The sequence below is a fragment of the Alcaligenes sp. GCM10023179 genome (assembly GCF_042653705.1).
Classification (GTDB): domain Bacteria; phylum Pseudomonadota; class Gammaproteobacteria; order Burkholderiales; family Burkholderiaceae_B; genus Alcaligenes; species Alcaligenes phenolicus.
In genome coordinates, this window is record NZ_JBHSIQ010000001.1 from 853,255 (window position 1) to 868,951 (window position 15,697).

Sequence of the window (15,697 nt, forward strand, 5' to 3'; positions counted from 1 at the left end):
TCATGAATCACACACGCAGACCACTTAGCTGGTCGCTTATTCTGATCGTCGGCTTTCTGACGCTGTGCCCGGTCCTGATGTTGCTGCTGGGCAGCTTCTCGCAGGGCCTGACGGCTTTTGGCTCCTTTACCACGGCTAAATACGTAGCCGCCTACACCGATCCTTTCTTGCTGGAAGTCACCTTCAATACGGTGGTTTTCGTGCTGGGCTCTTCCCTGTTCTCTACTGCGCTGGCTGTTTTCCTGGCCTACCTGAATACGCGTACGAACATGCCCATGAAAGGGGTGTTCACGGTGCTGTCCATCGTTCCCATGATGATTCCGCACTTGCTGTTCTCGGTTAGCTGGGCCTTGCTGCTGAACCCGTCCAACGGCCTGATCAATATGTTCTTGCAGGATACATTGGGCCTGCAGGAAGCACCGCTGAACATCTATTCCCTGTGGGGCATGATTCTGGTTGAAGGCTTGTTGAACATGCCTGTGGCCTACCTGATCATTGCGCCTGCCATGGCCTCTTTTGACGTTTCCATGGAGGAGTCCTCCCGTGTATTCGGGGGCGGTCTGTGGCGTACCTTGACGCGGGTTACCCTGCCGATTCTGCGTCCAGCCATCATGGCGGCTTTCATTCTGGCGATTGTGCGGGCCTTGGCTTCCTACGCCGTGCCACGTGTTCTGGGTACCCCAGGTCGTGTGGATGTGCTGGCCACTTATTTGTTCGAGATGATCTCTACCGGCTTCGCTCCGGATTACGGAAAAGCGGCGGCGCTGGGCATGAGTGTGCTGTCGGCCTCCATTGCCCTGATCGTTCTGTATCGCTACATGACGAAAGAAAGCAGCAAGTATGTGACGATCTCCAGCCGTGGTTTCAAACCCACTCAGCTGGAATTGCGTCGCGCGAAAATCCCCTTGTTCATCATTGTGGGCATTATCAGCTTGCTGATGGTGGTGCTGCCTGTGGCCGTGCTGCTGTACACCTCCATGATTCCGTATTCCATGGTGCCTAGTGCTCGCGCCTTCTCCTTGATGAGCTGGGCGAACTGGATTGATGTCATTCAAGATCCGATCTCCAAAGTGGCCATGAAGAACAGTTTGTTCCTGGCTGTGGTCGGAGCCAGTCTGGGTGTATTGCTATCGCTGTTTGTGGCCTATGTGGTGGTCAAGTTACGAACGCGGGCGGCGGCGCTGCTGGATACCTTGAGCTTCCTGTCCTTTTCCTTCCCGGGGATTGTGATCGGGATCGGCTTTATGTGGTTCTTTGTGCAAACGCCTTTGTATGCCACGCTGACCGCCTTGCTGTTGGCCTATATCGCCGCTTATCTGCCTTACGGTATCCGACCCTTGTCGGCCGCTTTTGTGCAGGTCCATGCCCACCTGGAGGAGTCCTCGGCCGTTGCCGGGGCCAGTTCCTGGACCACCATGCGCCGCATCATTATTCCTTTGCTGATTCCTGGTGTGGTGTCGGCCTGGATCTTGATGGCAACCATGTTCATTCGTGAGCTGACGGTGTCGGTGGTGCTGTCCCGTCCCGGTACGGAAGTGCTGGCGGTACAGGTGCTGGGTTATGCCGAAGATGGTTTGTGGGGCAAGCTCTCGGCGCTGGGGATCATCATGATTCTGATCTCTACCGTGCTGGTGCTGCTGGCCATGTATATCGGTAACTTTTACAAGCGCCGCCAAGGCACGATGTAAGTTGGACTGATCTCAAGGGCCTGAATTCCGCAAGGGATTCAGGCCCTTGTTGTTTTTGCTGAGAGCAGACCGTATCTTGTTGGCTGGCTGGCTGGTTGTTCGCTTGTTCATGCGCACAAGGGGCTGGCTGTTTTTTGTTTACTCATTAGTAGAAAGCTATGACGCATAAATGCAAAGTGCTGGTCGTCGGTGGTGGTGTGATGGGGGCGTCGGTCGCCTGGCATCTGACTCAAGCGGGTGCCGCAGTCACTTTGATCGATCAGGGTTCGGGTAGTGTGCCTAGTGCAACCGCTGCCTCGTTTGGATGGGTAGGAGCCAGCGCCAGTACACCTTCTGATGACACTGACGCCTTTGCCTTGCGTCTACACGCTCTGGAAGAGTACACGCGTCTGAAGCAGAGCTTGGGGGCATTGCCTGTGACCGTGCGTGGAGCCTTGTCCTGGGGGGAAACGAAGGACGAGACAGCCGCCTTGATTGCCGAGCATCTGGCAGCCGGTTCCAGGGTTGAAAGCCTGTCAGCCGCGCAAGTGCGTCAGAAAGAACCGTCGTTGGCAGCCGTACCGGATTTGGCAATGTGGGCGCCCGATGATTTCGCCTTGGAGCCAGTAGATCTGGCACGTTGTTTTATTCAAGCGGCGCAAGCGAATGGCGCCACGGTTTTGTCCGGTACGGTACAGCGTGTGTTGTCGGCAGGAGGGCGAGTGAACGGTATAGAAGTGCAAGGGCAAGTCATCGAGGCCAACAAGGTGGTGCTGGCCAATGCTTATGGTGCCTTGGCTTTGGCAGCCAGTGCAGGGGTAGCGTTGCCTATAGAGCAACAGCCCGCCGTGTTACTGCGCCTGGATGCTGATAGAAATCGGGTCCGGCATTTACTCTGTGCTCAGGATCTGGAGTTGCGACCGGGCAAAGAAAGAGGGTTGATGTCGGCGTTGGATTATCCTTTGGAAGGCGAGACAGGTTTGCAGCGTCTGGCCGAGCAAACCTGTCAGTCCATTGCCCAGTTGCTGCAACTACCTTTTGTCCCGCGCATCTTGTCGATAGAGGTCGGGCAGCGCCCCATGACTAGTAACAAGCAGCCATTGTGTGGGCCTATTGGGACTGTAGATGGTTTGTTCGCCGTCGTGGCTCACCCCGGTGTCATTCTGGCTCCCCTGTTGGGAAGCTTATGTACGCAGGCAGTTCTGGCTGCCTGAGGCTTGTTTCCTGACGTAGGGCTGTGCGCTCTTTCAAAGATTTGGCTGTCTTGAAAGCAGGCAGCGAAATCAGCTGACAAAGAAAAAGGCCTGATTTCGTGGAGAGACGAAATCAGGCCTTCTTGTTGACTGCGCCGGTTTGAATGCTCCCTTTCAGCGGGAGCGTTCAAACCAGAGAACGGACGGTGTCTTAGTCCTCTTCGACGAAGGTCTCTTCGCGTTTCTTTTTCACCGAAGGCAGGGCCACAACCACAACCAGGAAGGCAGCCAGGACCAGCAGCGACAGGGACAGAGGACGTGTCACAAAGGTGGTGTAATCACCGCGGGACAGTAGCAGGGCACGACGGAAGTTTTCCTCCATCATTGGTCCCAGGACCAGACCCAGCAACAGCGGAGCACCTTCACAACGCAGCTTGGACCAGACGTAGCCCACCAAACCGAAGGCGGCGGTGACCAGAATGTCAAACACGTTGTAGTTCAGCGAGTACACACCCACCGTGCAGAACACCAGAATGGCGGGGAACAGCAGGCGGTAGGGCACTTTAAGCAGTTTCACCCACAGGCCTACCAATGGCAGGTTCAGGATGACCAGCATCAGGTTACCAATCCACATGGAGGCGATCAGACCCCAGAACAGTTCAGGGTGGCTGGTCATCACTTGTGGACCAGGCTGAATGTTGTGGATGGTCATGGCACCAATCATCAGCGCGGTCACAGCGTTACCGGGGATACCCAGGGTCAGCAGCGGGATGAAGGAGGTTTGAGCGGCAGCGTTGTTGGCAGACTCGGGACCGGCCAGACCAGCAGGGTGACCTTTACCAAAGCGTTCCGGGTTCTTGGAGATTTTCTTCTCCAGTGTGTAAGACGCAAAGGAGGACAGCACCGCGCCGCCACCGGGCAAGATACCCAGGCAAGAACCCATGGCGGTACCACGCACGACAGCAGGCCAGGACTCCTTGAACTCTTGCTTGTTGGGGTACAGCGAGCCGACCTTGCCAGTGATCTCCACGCGTTGATCGCCCAGCTCCAGGTTGTTCATGATTTCGGAGAAACCAAACACACCCATGGCCACCACGGCGAAGTCGATACCGTCTTGCAGTTCTGGAATACCAAAGTCGTAACGGGCAACACCGGAGTTCACGTCGGTACCGACCATACCCAGCAGCAGACCCAGCAAGATCATGCAGATAGCTTTGGGCAGGGAGCCGGAAGCCAGCACCACAGCACCGACCAGGCCCAAGACCATTAATGAGAAATACTCCGCAGGTCCAAACTTGAAGGCGACTTCAGCCAAGGGCGGAGCAAAAGCGGCCAGCAGCACGGTGGCCACACAACCGGCAAAGAAAGAACCCAGAGCAGCAATCGCCAGGGCAGCACCGGCCCGGCCATTACGGGCCATCTGGTGTCCGTCCAGCACGGTGACCACGGCTGAGGTTTCCCCCGGCAGGGCAACCAGAATGGCGGTTGTAGACCCACCATATTGGGCGCCATAGTAAATACCGGCCAGCATGATCAGACCGGCTACGGGCGGCAGTACATACGTAATGGGCAGCAGCATGGCAATGGTTGGTACAGGGCCAATGCCTGGCAACACGCCAATCAAGGTGCCCAGTATGCAACCGAGCAAAGCGTAGGCCAGGTTCTCGGGCGTGATCGCCACCGAGAAACCCAGCATCAGGTTGTCAAATAATTCCATATTCGTTCACCCCCTAATCAGGCCAGAAAACTTGGCCACAGGGGGAACACCAGCCCCAGGCCCTTGATGAATGCCAACCAGACGAACAGCACCAAAAAGACGGCTGCGCCCAGTGCAACAGGCCAGCTAAATTCATGGCTGGCAAAGCTGCTGATCAGTACAAGCAGGAAAATGGAGATGTAAACACCCAGCGAGTTCAGTGTCAGACCGCAAAGCACGACCGCGCCGATGATAACGAAGAGCACTTTCCAGTTAAACTTCTCTACCTCGGTGCTTTCTGCTTTGGCAGACATCGAGCCCAAAGTGACAACCGCCCCTAACAAGCTCAGGCATACACCAAGCCAGAAGGGGAAGTAGCCGGGCCCCATGCGGGCGGCTGTTCCCATCGAGTAGCTGGTGGCCCCGAGCGCGAAAGCGGCGCCCACGACCACGAACATGACCCCGGACCAGAAGTCCTGTTTATTTTTAATTTGCATAAGGTGGATTCTCCTTGTCTGCCTTGCGCATTGGTTTTCCTTTTTCCTGTGTCAGCTTCTTTATAGTGGAGCGGGCTCCATACTCTGCGTGTGCCGACTGCATTGAACAGAGGTGACGCATGGTAATGGAGCACTTGAAGACTGGAAACCCTGAGATGACCCTAGTTTTTAAGGGTTTTCCCGGTAATTCCGGAAATTTAGGGTTTTTTGGGAGCGTGTTCGTAGGTGGATGGCAGGCTTTGAAAGAAGTTTGAAAGGTAATGGAAAGATGGGTGAAAGGTTATCATTAGTATGAAATTCCTCTACCCAGTAACGCTAGCAATGGTTTACGATAAGGCCCATGTTGCAAGATCTCGACTTTCTCGCTGACCGTATCGGTCAACTGGTAGAGCAATCTCGTCAGCTCAACGCTGAACGCGCTCAATTATTAGCTCGTCTGAAAACTCAGGATGCCGAGCTGGACGCCTTGCGCCAGCAAAATCGTCGTCAACAAGATGAGTTCGAGTCCCTGTCCACCGGTGTTGCTTCGCATCAGCGTCAACTGGATGTGGTGCAGCAACAAGCGCAGGCTGATCAGGCAGAACTGAAAAAGCTGCTTGAACAGGAACAGGCCCAGGTAGTTGCCTTGCGTCGCGAGTTGGACAGCGCACGCGCGGGTATGGGTGTGTTGCGTGATGTAGCAGGACAGGCTCGCGACCAGATCGGTTCGATCCTGATGCGTTTACCCGGTGCCGTACAGGAGTAAGTCATGGAACGAGTCGATATTTCCCTGTTGGGCCGCGATTACTCTCTGGCATGCCCTCCTTCCGAAAAAGCGCGCTTGCTGGAAGCTGTCAAACTGGTAGACCAGCGCATGCAGTCTATCAAGGGTTCGGGCCGTGTCTCTGGCAACGAACGTATCGCCGTCATGGCCGCCATTCAGATCGCCAGCGAGTTTTTATCCGCTAAAGCACCTGATGGTCCTCTGGCTAATGTTGCTTTTGGCGATTTCAAGCGTAAAATTGAAGACATGCACGCAATGATTGACGAGGTCATCGAACCTTCGGGTACCGCGCGCTAAACCAAATTTGAAAGCAGTCCCTTGTTGTCCCTCGCGGGCCGCTTCATCCCAGTAAGTCCCTGCCGTGTTCGTGACACGACCATACATTCCTTGAACCAATGCTTTTGGCATACAGGTTGTTGGATTAGCCAGTAGGAGCGATCGTCCTCGTCGACGAACCCGAAGCTGGCTTGATGACAGCCGATCTTGGACCCTCGGTTCCAGGATGCCGGTCTTGACGGCAATGGTGGGGCACCTACAAAAAAAGCCCGTCCAGATCTGGACGGGCTTTTTTCTTTTCTGCTGTTTTGTTTATTTCTGACTGCCAGGCGCAACGTCTCGTTTGCTGGCATACGCAAACAGAGCCAGGCCAGCGACAATCATGGGCAAGGACAACCACTGCCCCATCGACAAGCCTGCGCTGAGCAGACCCAGGTAGCCGTCGGGCTCGCGGGTGTATTCCACCATGAAGCGGAAGAAACCGTAGCCGATCAGGAACAGGGCACTGGTCTGACCGACGGCGCGTGGACGACGCGTGAACCACCACAGCAAGATAAACAGGGCAATGCCCTCCAGGGCCATCTCATACAACTGCGAAGGATGGCGGGGGGTTGCATCCACTTGCGGAAATACCATGGCCCAGGGCACATCACTGGGGCGACCCCATAGTTCGCCGTTAATGAAATTACCCAGGCGGCCCACGGCCAGCCCCAAGGGAATCAGGGGAGCCAGAAAATCGCTGACTTCCAGAAAACGCCGTTGACGGTTTCGAGCAAACAGCGCAATTGTCACCAGCACACCGATCAGACCACCATGAAAGGACATGCCACCTTGCCAGACATACAGAATCTCCAGCGGGTGCGACAAGTAGTAAGAGGGTTGATAGAACAGGGTGTAGCCCAGACGCCCACCTGCCACCACGCCCAGGACGCAGTAAAAGATCAGGTCTTCCAGGTCCTTGCGGGTCAGCAAGTCATAGCCCGCACGGATACGCGCTGTGCCAGCCAGCCAAACCAGGCCAAAGCCCACTAAATACATCAAGCCATACCAATGAATGGCAAGGGGTCCAAGTTGTATGGCGACGGGATCAAACTGCGGGTGAATTAACATGCGTGCCCATTACAGAGATGAATATCAGATAATAGCGTGACTGCGAGCCCAGACCAGGGCTGGGTAAATTGTAAGGGAAGGATCATGCTGCATTCAGTCTCTTGGGCCAGACGTTTACCATTAGTAGTTTTTTGTGGATTGATGATCTTTAATCCGGTGGCAAAGGCTGATACGGTAGCGCTGATGGATATCGTGCAGGCGCAGTGCTTGTCCTGTCATCAAATTGATCGTAAACGGGTCGGGCCCCCTTTTCGGGAGATCGCCCAACGCTACGCGTCAGGTCCGGCGCAGGAAACTCAGGCGTATTTGCAGCGACAAATTCAACAGGGTAGTCGGGGGAACTGGGGAGCTATTCCCATGCCCGCTCAAAACCGGATCAGCGCCGAGCAAGCACAAGCTATTGCAGCCTGGTTGCTGAGTCTAGCCAATTCGTCAACAAAGGAGAATTCATGAAGGAAACAGCCATATTAGGTGGCGGATGTTTTTGGTGCACTGAAGGGATTTTCAAAGCCTTGCAAGGTGTGCAGTCTGTGGTGCCCGGATATTGTGGCGGCCATGTAGAGCATCCCACCTATGAGCAGGTTTGCGGAAAGCAGACCGGCCATATTGAAGTGGTCAAAGTGGAATTCGACCCTTCCGTCATTTCCTATCGGGATTTGCTGGAGGTATTTTTCCTGACCCATGACCCTACCACGCCGGATCGTCAGGGCGCTGACCAGGGACCACAGTATGCGTCGGCAATTTTTTGTCAAAATGAAGAACAGCGCCGCCAGGCCTTTGAAGTCATCGAAGAAATCAAATCGCAGTTTGATGCACCGATCGTGACCCATGTGCTCGACAGTTCCACTTTCTGGGAGGCCGAGGATTATCACCACGATTATTTTGCATTGCACCCCGAGCAAGCCTATTGCCAGATGGTCATTGCGCCCAAGCTCAAGAAGTTCTACCAGCGTTTTCAGGATCTGCTGGTCAAAAGCTAAGCATCCTGAGGGTGCGAGGCAGAAGCAAGGTAGCGTCTGTACAGGGCGCTACCTGGTAATGTCAGACGGGCCATCAGGCCAATAATCAACAAGGTCAGAACAAGTCGGCCGACCAGGGCCACCCAGATGTTGGCACCCAGAGCCAGAATAAGAATGGTGTCTTCAATCAGGGAGTGGCTCAATGACAGCCAGGACAAGGCCAGCAAGCGTGTTCTGGGACTGTAGTTCTGCTGGCGGGACTCATCAATAATCAAGGCACCGCCGTAGCTCAAGCCCAGCAATACGCCAATCGTGGTGGTGGGGGCGACTCGTTCTTCCAAGCCTGAAAAGCGGAGCAAGGGAAGCAGGAGTCGAGTCAGCAATCGGGTGAAGCCGATTTTCTCCAGGACTGACAGGATCAGGAGCAGGCCAAGAATAATCAGCCAAGTCATGAATAGCGAGCTGGCCGTTCCCCACAACCAGTCTACCCAGCCTTGCCAACCGCCTTGTGTGGCATTGGATTGCCCATAAAGCCAGGCAAGGGACACGGGTTCCTGTAACAGCCCGGCGCTATTCAAACCCCAGGCCAGCAAGCCACCGTAAAACAGGGCGCAGACAATCCGCAGCGTGGCGGTAAACCAGAAGCTGGCTCCGGCCCGGCGCACAATGGCCTGTTCCATGGGCATATTGTGTGCAAACAGCATCATGGTGCCCAAGACGCTGATTTGAGCCACGTTGAAACTCAAGCTGTCGCCCAAGGCCGCCATTGATCCTATGCCAGCGTAAATACCGGCCAGAGCAGTGGTTGCCCAGACAATACCGGCTTCGGCAGGCAGGCCAACCAGTGCCATGATCGGGCCTATCAGTTTACCGACTTGCTCGATCAGACCCAACTGCGCAGCAATACGCACCGCAATCATGATGGGGAGCATGATGCGCGCAACGGTATAAAACATGCGCAGGCTGCGGCTAAAGGTGGTGCGAAGGAAGGTCAGCATGACAACAGAGGGTTGGGAAATCTGATTGATGCTAGCACGGCTCTGTGCTTGCTTTGTCGTGCTCTGGCGCTTGTGTGGGGGCGGGCAATGCAGGCTGTCGGTTTGTCACTACAAGCCGATGCGCTTTCCTTCACCCAAAAGAAAACCCCTGATGGTGAAACCCGATGCAGCCAAGTAAGGCTGCCAGGTTTTCTCCCATCAGGGGTGTTACAGGCCGGGTAGGCCCCGGCTTATCGACCCGAGCAGTGGCCGCCGCTAGCGGCTTGTCCACTACCCCAGGCAATGGGGGCGGGCTCGGGGCGGTAGGGATAGTCTTGCAGGCTGTCCATGACAACTAGCAAGACAACGACCAGCCAGAAGGTACTGGTAATAAGGCGGAAAGTAGTTTTGCTCATGCTTGCACGACTCAAGGATTAACGCGGCGACGAATGCGCACGCCTATGATGGACCCGGCAAAGGCCAGTGCAAACCAGACCCAGCCATGGATGCTGGCCGAGGCGATGCCTCCCAGGAATGCGCCCACATTACATCCGAAGGCCATACGGGCACTGTAGCCCATCACCAGGCCCGCAATTGCGCCTACCCACAAAGTGCGGGCATTGGGGGATTTGAAATTGGCAGGATGATTCCAGCGTGAGGCTGCCATGGCGCCCAAAATCAAACCAAAGTTGGTGACCGAAGTAACATCAGCCAGGACGGGTTGAGCCAGACGTTGTGCATGTGGAGCCACGCCCCAGAACGCGTCGCCAACCGGGGACCAGCCCAGAGCCGAGAGTACTTTTGCGCCCCACAAGCCAATACCATAGACGATGCCCCAGGGTTGGCCTGCGACGATCATGTGAATGGCATACAGCACGGCCAGCAGCAAAGCGCCCATCCACCAGCGCATTTCCCATTTGGCAGGTGGGCTGTTTTGCTCTTTCCGATGGCGACGTGCACCTCGGCCGACGAACCAGGATACGGCGGCGCAGCCTAGTACGGTAATCAACAAGGCAGTGGGCCAGCCCAAGGACACAGTCAGGTCGATAGCGGGTAGGCCACCCAGCGCAATCCAGCCGGGCTGGTGCGATGCACCTAGAAAGCTACCGATAGCAAAGGTAGGCAGAACCGCAAAGGAAATCGGTGCGCCTGCGCCTGCTTTATAGAGAGTGCCGGAACCGCAGCCATCGGCCAGTTGCATGGCAGCGCCAAACAGAAAGGCGCCCAATACCAGGCTGATGGTCAATGGAGCAATCGCGCCAACCAGCTCACCACCGCTATCGGCGATCAAGGGTAGGGTGAAGGCGGCGGCCAATACCAGCAGGAGCATTTGTGCCCAGATACCTTGAGGGTCACGGCGCTCGATATAGTTACGCCATCCGGTCGTGAAACCGAAACGGGCTCCTTGCAGTACGGCACCAAAGCCAATCCCCAGCAGGGCGAGCAGGCCTTGGCGCAGTCCACCTACCAGAGCGACCCCAACAATCAGGGCCAGGCTGGCCAGGATAAAGCCCAGTCTAGTCAGATAAAGCATGATCGATTTCTTTAGTTAATGGCGCGTTTGGCATCGAGTTTCAGAACTTCGAAACGGGAGGGCTGGTTATCCATAGGCAAGTTGCTGCGGCTCCATTCCACGACGGACTCGGGGTAGAGCTTCACGTTGGGGTTGCCGGCCAGTTCGGACAGGACAAACCAGTTCGTGGCAGCCCAGTGCCCGGTATTGCAGAACGAAACGGTGGGTTTGTCGTCCAGGCCTTGTTCTTTGACGATCTTGACGAGTTCTCCGGTGTCTTTCAGGACAGGTTTGTCGCTACGGAAAAAGCTGTTGAAGTCCAGCTCGCGTGCGCCGGGCAGGGTGCCGTAGCGGGCGGCGGCGTCAACGCGCTTTTCGCCTTTGAAGAATTCGGTTGGGCGAGCGTCCAGCAAGACGGGGGCTTGACCGTTCTTGATGTAGTCAGCCACTTCTTGTGTGCTGACCACCATGTCTTTGTTGTAGTGGTAGCTGAATTCGGTGGGGGTGACAGTGGGGGTGTCTTTGCTCAGGGCTTTGCCTTCGGCTTCCCAAGCTTGCAGGCCGCCGTCCAGAATGGATAGCTGGGTCAGGCCGCCAGCTTTCAGTGTCCAGTACACGCGTGCTGCTGCGCCGAAGTCTGTGGGGTTCGCGCCCGCGTAGGTGACGACAACGTAGCTGTCCTTGGAAATGCCGGCTTTGCTGAACAGGGCAGACAGCTCGGCTTCGGAGCGCAGAGCACCGGCGTTTTCGGCCGGGCCGCGGTAGGCTCCATATGGAGTGTGGACGGCACCTGGTACATGGCCTGCTGCATATTCTTTGTCTGTGCGGATATCCAGAATGCGCAGATTGTTTTGATCCAGCTTGGTGGCCAGGTCGCCAGCCGAGATCAAGGCGGCTGGTTTGGCTGCCGTGTCGGGTGTGCTTGGCTCTGCGGAGGCAGTCGGTGCCAGGACCGCGCTGAATGCAAATGCCAAGGAGATGAGGATTGGTTTGATCATTATTACTCTCTTGAGTAAGCAGAGGCCTGCTTAGAGGATTAAGTGCATAAGGAATGGTAATGAACGTGGCTACAGAAAATAACAATGAATTGGGGATTAGCTTATTGCTTGGGGGCGTAAGGAGGGGAGGATCTCTATATATAGAGTAGATAGGAGGGGGAGCTGTGTTTGTAGCCCTGCCTTGGGTGAGCTTGTGTCTCTGTAGTTGCTTTCTGCAGGTGTGTCTTTGTCCTCCATATAGAGAGAGCGTGTCGGTGTAGAGGACGTTCTATCGGTGAGAGAAAGCTGGGTTTTTTCTACTAGAGAGGATGTGTTGAGATGATTGGTGTTCTCATGGGTGCAGACTTAGAGACTTAGAGACTTAGAGACTTAGAGACTTAGAGACTTAGAGACTTAGAGACTCGGAGACTCAAAGACCTAAGCAATGAGACTGAGAACCAAAGGGCTATTGAAGGTCAGTGAGGATAGAGGGGGGGGGATTGGATTACTTCTTGGGGAGGCTCACCACCCAACTATATATAGAGGGTTGAGTCGCAACGATGAATGGCCCTTCTATATAGAGAGGGGCGCTCATTGTTTCAACCGCTCTACGTAGGTCGCCACTCGAGGCCCCGGGACCGGGTGTTGGGGCGGACTACTTGCCGGCGCAATGCGCCGGTCCCCTTGTCGGAGTCACAATCGGGGCGCAGTCTGAACTCGCCCAGTGATTGGTCCCCCGGACCAATCACAAACTTTGGGCTCAAACAGCAGACTGCTTGCATCCCCGATCATGACTGCGACTGCGGCAAGTACTCTGACTCGCCCCAACACCCGGTCCCGGGGCCCCGAGCAGCTAGCAGCCCTGCATAATGCTCGATCTTGGAGGCCATTCAACTCGGCATCTATATAGAGACACTGTTGATTGGAGGCATAGGGCCGATGCATTGTTCGTGTGGTCGTTCTTTTGTCCGTTATCCATCCATCCATCCATCCATCCATCCAGCAAGCAAGCAAGCAAGCAAGCAAGCAAGCAAGCAAGCAAGCAAGCAAGCAAGCAAGCAAGCAAGCAAGCAAGCAAGCAAGCAAGCAAGCAAGCAAGCAAGCAAGCAAGCAAGCAAGCAAGCAAGCAAGCAAGCAAGCAAGCAAGCAAGCAAGCAAGCAAGCAAGCAAGCAAGCAAGCAAGCAAGCAAGCAAGCAAGCAAGCAAGCAAGCAAGCAAGCAAGCAAGCAAGCAAGCAAGCAAGCAAGCAAGCAAGCAAGCAAGCAAGCAAGCAAGCAAGCAAGCAAGCAAGCAAGCAAGCAAGCAAGCAAGCAAGCAAGCAAGCAAGCAAGCAAGCAAGCAAGCAAGCAAGCAAGCAAGCAAGCAAGCAAGCAAGCAAGCAAGCAAGCAAGCAAGCAAGCAAGCAAGCAAGCAAGCAAGCAAGCAAGCAAGCAAGCAAGCAAGCAAGCAAGCAAGCAAGCAAGCAAGCAAGCAAGCAAGCAAGCAAGCAAGCAAGCAAGCAAGCAAGCAAGCAAGCAAGCACAAGGGCTGATGACTGGTGTGGGTGATGAGTTTCGCTGTCTCTATATATAGAGAAGGGGCTATTAGGCGACTGGAGAATATCTAGCCAATTTTCACGAGAAAAACAGCGGTTTGGTCTGGAAGATGCGGTTGAGGATGGGATGGCCGCTACCAGGGGAAAAAAACTGAAGTTAAGCTAAAAATTATTTTTATAGTTATTCCTTATTGTTATCAATGGTCTAAGTGTTTTTGAAGGGTTTCTGCTTCTCAAATACCAAGAAAAACCCCATGAAACGCTTGCAAAGCGGAAAATCCTCGTGCTATAGTTCTTTTCTCGCTGCAGCACGCACAGGGTTTTCCCTGAAGCGCTACAGAGAGCAGTTAGACAAGTTTCACCGCCTTGGCCAAGAGGCCCGCACCGAAGCTTGAATGACTGGTCAGGAAACTGACAGGGTGTAAAACCCGGAGCTTGACAAATCAGAAAATTCTGTGTTAAAGTTCTAGGTTCTGCTCCAGAGAACGCAACGTTAAGTTTTTAAGCGGTTTTGCAGGTTAAAACGGTTTTGAAAATTTACCCTTGTTTGTGAAGTTGGATGGTTAGCCTCACGGTTGATTGTTCAGCAGGTAGGAAAGAACGAAAGTTCTGGTTGAAGCGGGATAGGTTAGACGGTTTTAAAACTTTCTAACTTCTTCAAAAAAAACGCTTGACACACTACCTGATCTGCTTCATAATCTCGTTTCTCTGCTGCTAACACAGCAAGGCACGAAGCGCTAGGCGCGACGAGTCAGCCGGGTTAGTCAGTAGAACGACAGGCAACTGTCACTGCTCTTTAACAATTAACAGCCGATAAGTGTGGGCGCTTGGAATGAGCGAGTCGAACCCTTCGGGGATCGCCACAAGTTTGTATCAAGTGCTCACAAACGAAAGATGAAGAATTACCTTGTGTAACTCTGAATTTTTCTTTGAGACACAATCGGTCTCGTCGCAAGACGGGACAACCACAGAGATTAAACTGAAGAGTTTGATCCTGGCTCAGATTGAACGCTAGCGGGATGCTTTACACATGCAAGTCGAACGGCAGCGCGAGAGAGCTTGCTCTCTTGGCGGCGAGTGGCGGACGGGTGAGTAATATATCGGAACGTGCCCAGTAGCGGGGGATAACTACTCGAAAGAGTGGCTAATACCGCATACGCCCTACGGGGGAAAGGGGGGGATCGCAAGACCTCTCACTATTGGAGCGGCCGATATCGGATTAGCTAGTTGGTGGGGTAAAGGCTCACCAAGGCAACGATCCGTAGCTGGTTTGAGAGGACGACCAGCCACACTGGGACTGAGACACGGCCCAGACTCCTACGGGAGGCAGCAGTGGGGAATTTTGGACAATGGGGGAAACCCTGATCCAGCCATCCCGCGTGTATGATGAAGGCCTTCGGGTTGTAAAGTACTTTTGGCAGAGAAGAAAAGGTATCCCCTAATACGGGATACTGCTGACGGTATCTGCAGAATAAGCACCGGCTAACTACGTGCCAGCAGCCGCGGTAATACGTAGGGTGCAAGCGTTAATCGGAATTACTGGGCGTAAAGCGTGTGTAGGCGGTTCGGAAAGAAAGATGTGAAATCCCAGGGCTCAACCTTGGAACTGCATTTTTAACTGCCGAGCTAGAGTATGTCAGAGGGGGGTAGAATTCCACGTGTAGCAGTGAAATGCGTAGATATGTGGAGGAATACCGATGGCGAAGGCAGCCCCCTGGGATAATACTGACGCTCAGACACGAAAGCGTGGGGAGCAAACAGGATTAGATACCCTGGTAGTCCACGCCCTAAACGATGTCAACTAGCTGTTGGGGCCGTTAGGCCTTAGTAGCGCAGCTAACGCGTGAAGTTGACCGCCTGGGGAGTACGGTCGCAAGATTAAAACTCAAAGGAATTGACGGGGACCCGCACAAGCGGTGGATGATGTGGATTAATTCGATGCAACGCGAAAAACCTTACCTACCCTTGACATGTCTGGAAAGCCGAAGAGATTTGGCCGTGCTCGCAAGAGAACCGGAACACAGGTGCTGCATGGCTGTCGTCAGCTCGTGTCGTGAGATGTTGGGTTAAGTCCCGCAACGAGCGCAACCCTTGTCATTAGTTGCTACGCAAGAGCACTCTAATGAGACTGCCGGTGACAAACCGGAGGAAGGTGGGGATGACGTCAAGTCCTCATGGCCCTTATGGGTAGGGCTTCACACGTCATACAATGGTCGGGACAGAGGGTCGCCAACCCGCGAGGGGGAGCCAATCTCAGAAACCCGATCGTAGTCCGGATCGCAGTCTGCAACTCGACTGCGTGAAGTCGGAATCGCTAGTAATCGCGGATCAGAATGTCGCGGTGAATACGTTCCCGGGTCTTGTACACACCGCCCGTCACACCATGGGAGTGGGTTTCACCAGAAGTAGGTAGCCTAACCGCAAGGAGGGCGCTTACCACGGTGGGATTCATGACTGGGGTGAAGTCGTAACAAGGTAGCCGTATCGGAAGGTGCGGCTGGATCACCTCCTTTTAGAGCGAATGGCTCGCAAAGC

General features: G+C 54.6%; 14 protein-coding genes, 1 rRNA gene and 1 other RNA gene. 9 read left to right on the forward strand and 7 right to left on the reverse strand.

The genetic code is table 11. From position 1 onward, the window contains the following. The first annotated feature begins 2 nt into the window (after window positions 1-2). Complete coding sequence (locus tag ACFPDR_RS03780) at window positions 3-1,688, forward strand: ABC transporter permease (protein WP_022983205.1); 1,686 nt, start codon at window positions 3-5, stop codon at window positions 1,686-1,688. A gap of 158 nt (window positions 1,689-1,846) precedes the next feature. Continuing rightward, a complete protein-coding gene (locus tag ACFPDR_RS03785) occupies window positions 1,847-2,881 on the forward strand; it encodes an NAD(P)/FAD-dependent oxidoreductase (RefSeq protein ID WP_115634344.1) in 1,035 nt (344 codons plus the stop codon). Window positions 2,882-3,071: 190 nt separating this feature from the next. Here ACFPDR_RS03785 and ACFPDR_RS03790 read toward each other — a convergent pair whose 3' ends face one another. Together ACFPDR_RS03790 and ACFPDR_RS03795 are read right to left on the reverse strand one after the other, a co-directional pair. Continuing rightward, window positions 3,072-4,577, reverse strand: a complete 1,506-nt coding sequence (locus tag ACFPDR_RS03790) for a tripartite tricarboxylate transporter permease (protein WP_022983204.1) — start codon at window positions 4,575-4,577, stop codon at window positions 3,072-3,074. A gap of 17 nt (window positions 4,578-4,594) precedes the next feature. Next, entirely contained in the window at window positions 4,595-5,053 is a 459-nt protein-coding gene (locus ACFPDR_RS03795; RefSeq protein WP_009454910.1) for a tripartite tricarboxylate transporter TctB family protein, read from the reverse strand. Between the two features lie 340 nt (window positions 5,054-5,393). Here ACFPDR_RS03795 and ACFPDR_RS03800 point away from each other — a divergent pair, with 340 nt between their 5' ends. The 3 genes from ACFPDR_RS03800 (at window position 5,394) to ssrS (ending at window position 6,350) form a co-directional block, all read left to right on the forward strand. Beyond that, window positions 5,394-5,798: a hypothetical protein gene (locus ACFPDR_RS03800; protein ID WP_035273300.1), complete on the forward strand. Its 405-nt coding sequence runs from the start codon at window positions 5,394-5,396 to the stop codon at window positions 5,796-5,798. Between the two features lie 3 nt (window positions 5,799-5,801). Then, a complete protein-coding gene (locus ACFPDR_RS03805) occupies window positions 5,802-6,113 on the forward strand; it encodes a cell division protein ZapA (RefSeq protein WP_009454914.1) in 312 nt (103 codons plus the stop codon). Window positions 6,114-6,166: 53 nt separating this feature from the next. Beyond that, window positions 6,167-6,350: non-coding RNA, 6S RNA (gene ssrS / locus ACFPDR_RS03810), on the forward strand. Window positions 6,351-6,404: 54 nt separating this feature from the next. On the opposite strand, the gene lgt is transcribed toward ssrS, so the two are convergent. Then, window positions 6,405-7,202, reverse strand: a complete 798-nt coding sequence (gene lgt, locus ACFPDR_RS03815; RefSeq protein WP_026485505.1) for a prolipoprotein diacylglyceryl transferase — start codon at window positions 7,200-7,202, stop codon at window positions 6,405-6,407. 84 nt (window positions 7,203-7,286) lie between these two features. Here lgt and ACFPDR_RS03820 point away from each other — a divergent pair, with 84 nt between their 5' ends. Beyond that, window positions 7,287-7,655, forward strand: a complete 369-nt coding sequence (locus ACFPDR_RS03820) for a c-type cytochrome (RefSeq protein ID WP_035275678.1) — start codon at window positions 7,287-7,289, stop codon at window positions 7,653-7,655. Then, window positions 7,652-8,182 (forward strand): peptide-methionine (S)-S-oxide reductase MsrA, encoded by a 531-nt coding sequence (gene msrA / locus ACFPDR_RS03825; RefSeq protein ID WP_035273291.1) that lies wholly within the window; start codon window positions 7,652-7,654, stop codon window positions 8,180-8,182. Before ACFPDR_RS03820 ends, msrA begins: the two co-directional genes overlap by 4 nt. On the opposite strand, the gene ACFPDR_RS03830 is transcribed toward msrA, so the two are convergent. The 4 genes from ACFPDR_RS03830 to ACFPDR_RS03845 form a co-directional block, all read right to left on the reverse strand. Further along, on the reverse strand, window positions 8,179-9,159 hold the full coding sequence (locus ACFPDR_RS03830; protein WP_376910587.1) for a hypothetical protein: 981 nt from the start codon (window positions 9,157-9,159) through the stop codon (window positions 8,179-8,181). The genes msrA and ACFPDR_RS03830 overlap by 4 nt on opposite strands. 230 nt (window positions 9,160-9,389) lie before the next feature. After that, window positions 9,390-9,554: a hypothetical protein gene (locus ACFPDR_RS03835; RefSeq protein WP_009454924.1), complete on the reverse strand. Its 165-nt coding sequence runs from the start codon at window positions 9,552-9,554 to the stop codon at window positions 9,390-9,392. Window positions 9,555-9,565: 11 nt separating this feature from the next. Further along, window positions 9,566-10,672: a YeeE/YedE family protein gene (locus ACFPDR_RS03840; RefSeq protein WP_376910589.1), complete on the reverse strand. Its 1,107-nt coding sequence runs from the start codon at window positions 10,670-10,672 to the stop codon at window positions 9,566-9,568. Window positions 10,673-10,683: 11 nt separating this feature from the next. Beyond that, window positions 10,684-11,649, reverse strand: a complete 966-nt coding sequence (locus ACFPDR_RS03845) for a sulfurtransferase (RefSeq protein WP_009454928.1) — start codon at window positions 11,647-11,649, stop codon at window positions 10,684-10,686. Window positions 11,650-12,592: 943 nt separating this feature from the next. On the opposite strand from ACFPDR_RS03845, the gene ACFPDR_RS03850 reads away from it, so the two are divergent. Further along, window positions 12,593-13,159, forward strand: a complete 567-nt coding sequence (locus tag ACFPDR_RS03850) for a hypothetical protein (protein WP_376910590.1) — start codon at window positions 12,593-12,595, stop codon at window positions 13,157-13,159. Between the two features lie 979 nt (window positions 13,160-14,138). Continuing rightward, window positions 14,139-15,675 (forward strand): 16S ribosomal RNA (locus ACFPDR_RS03855). The last annotated feature ends 22 nt before the right edge of the window (window positions 15,676-15,697 follow it).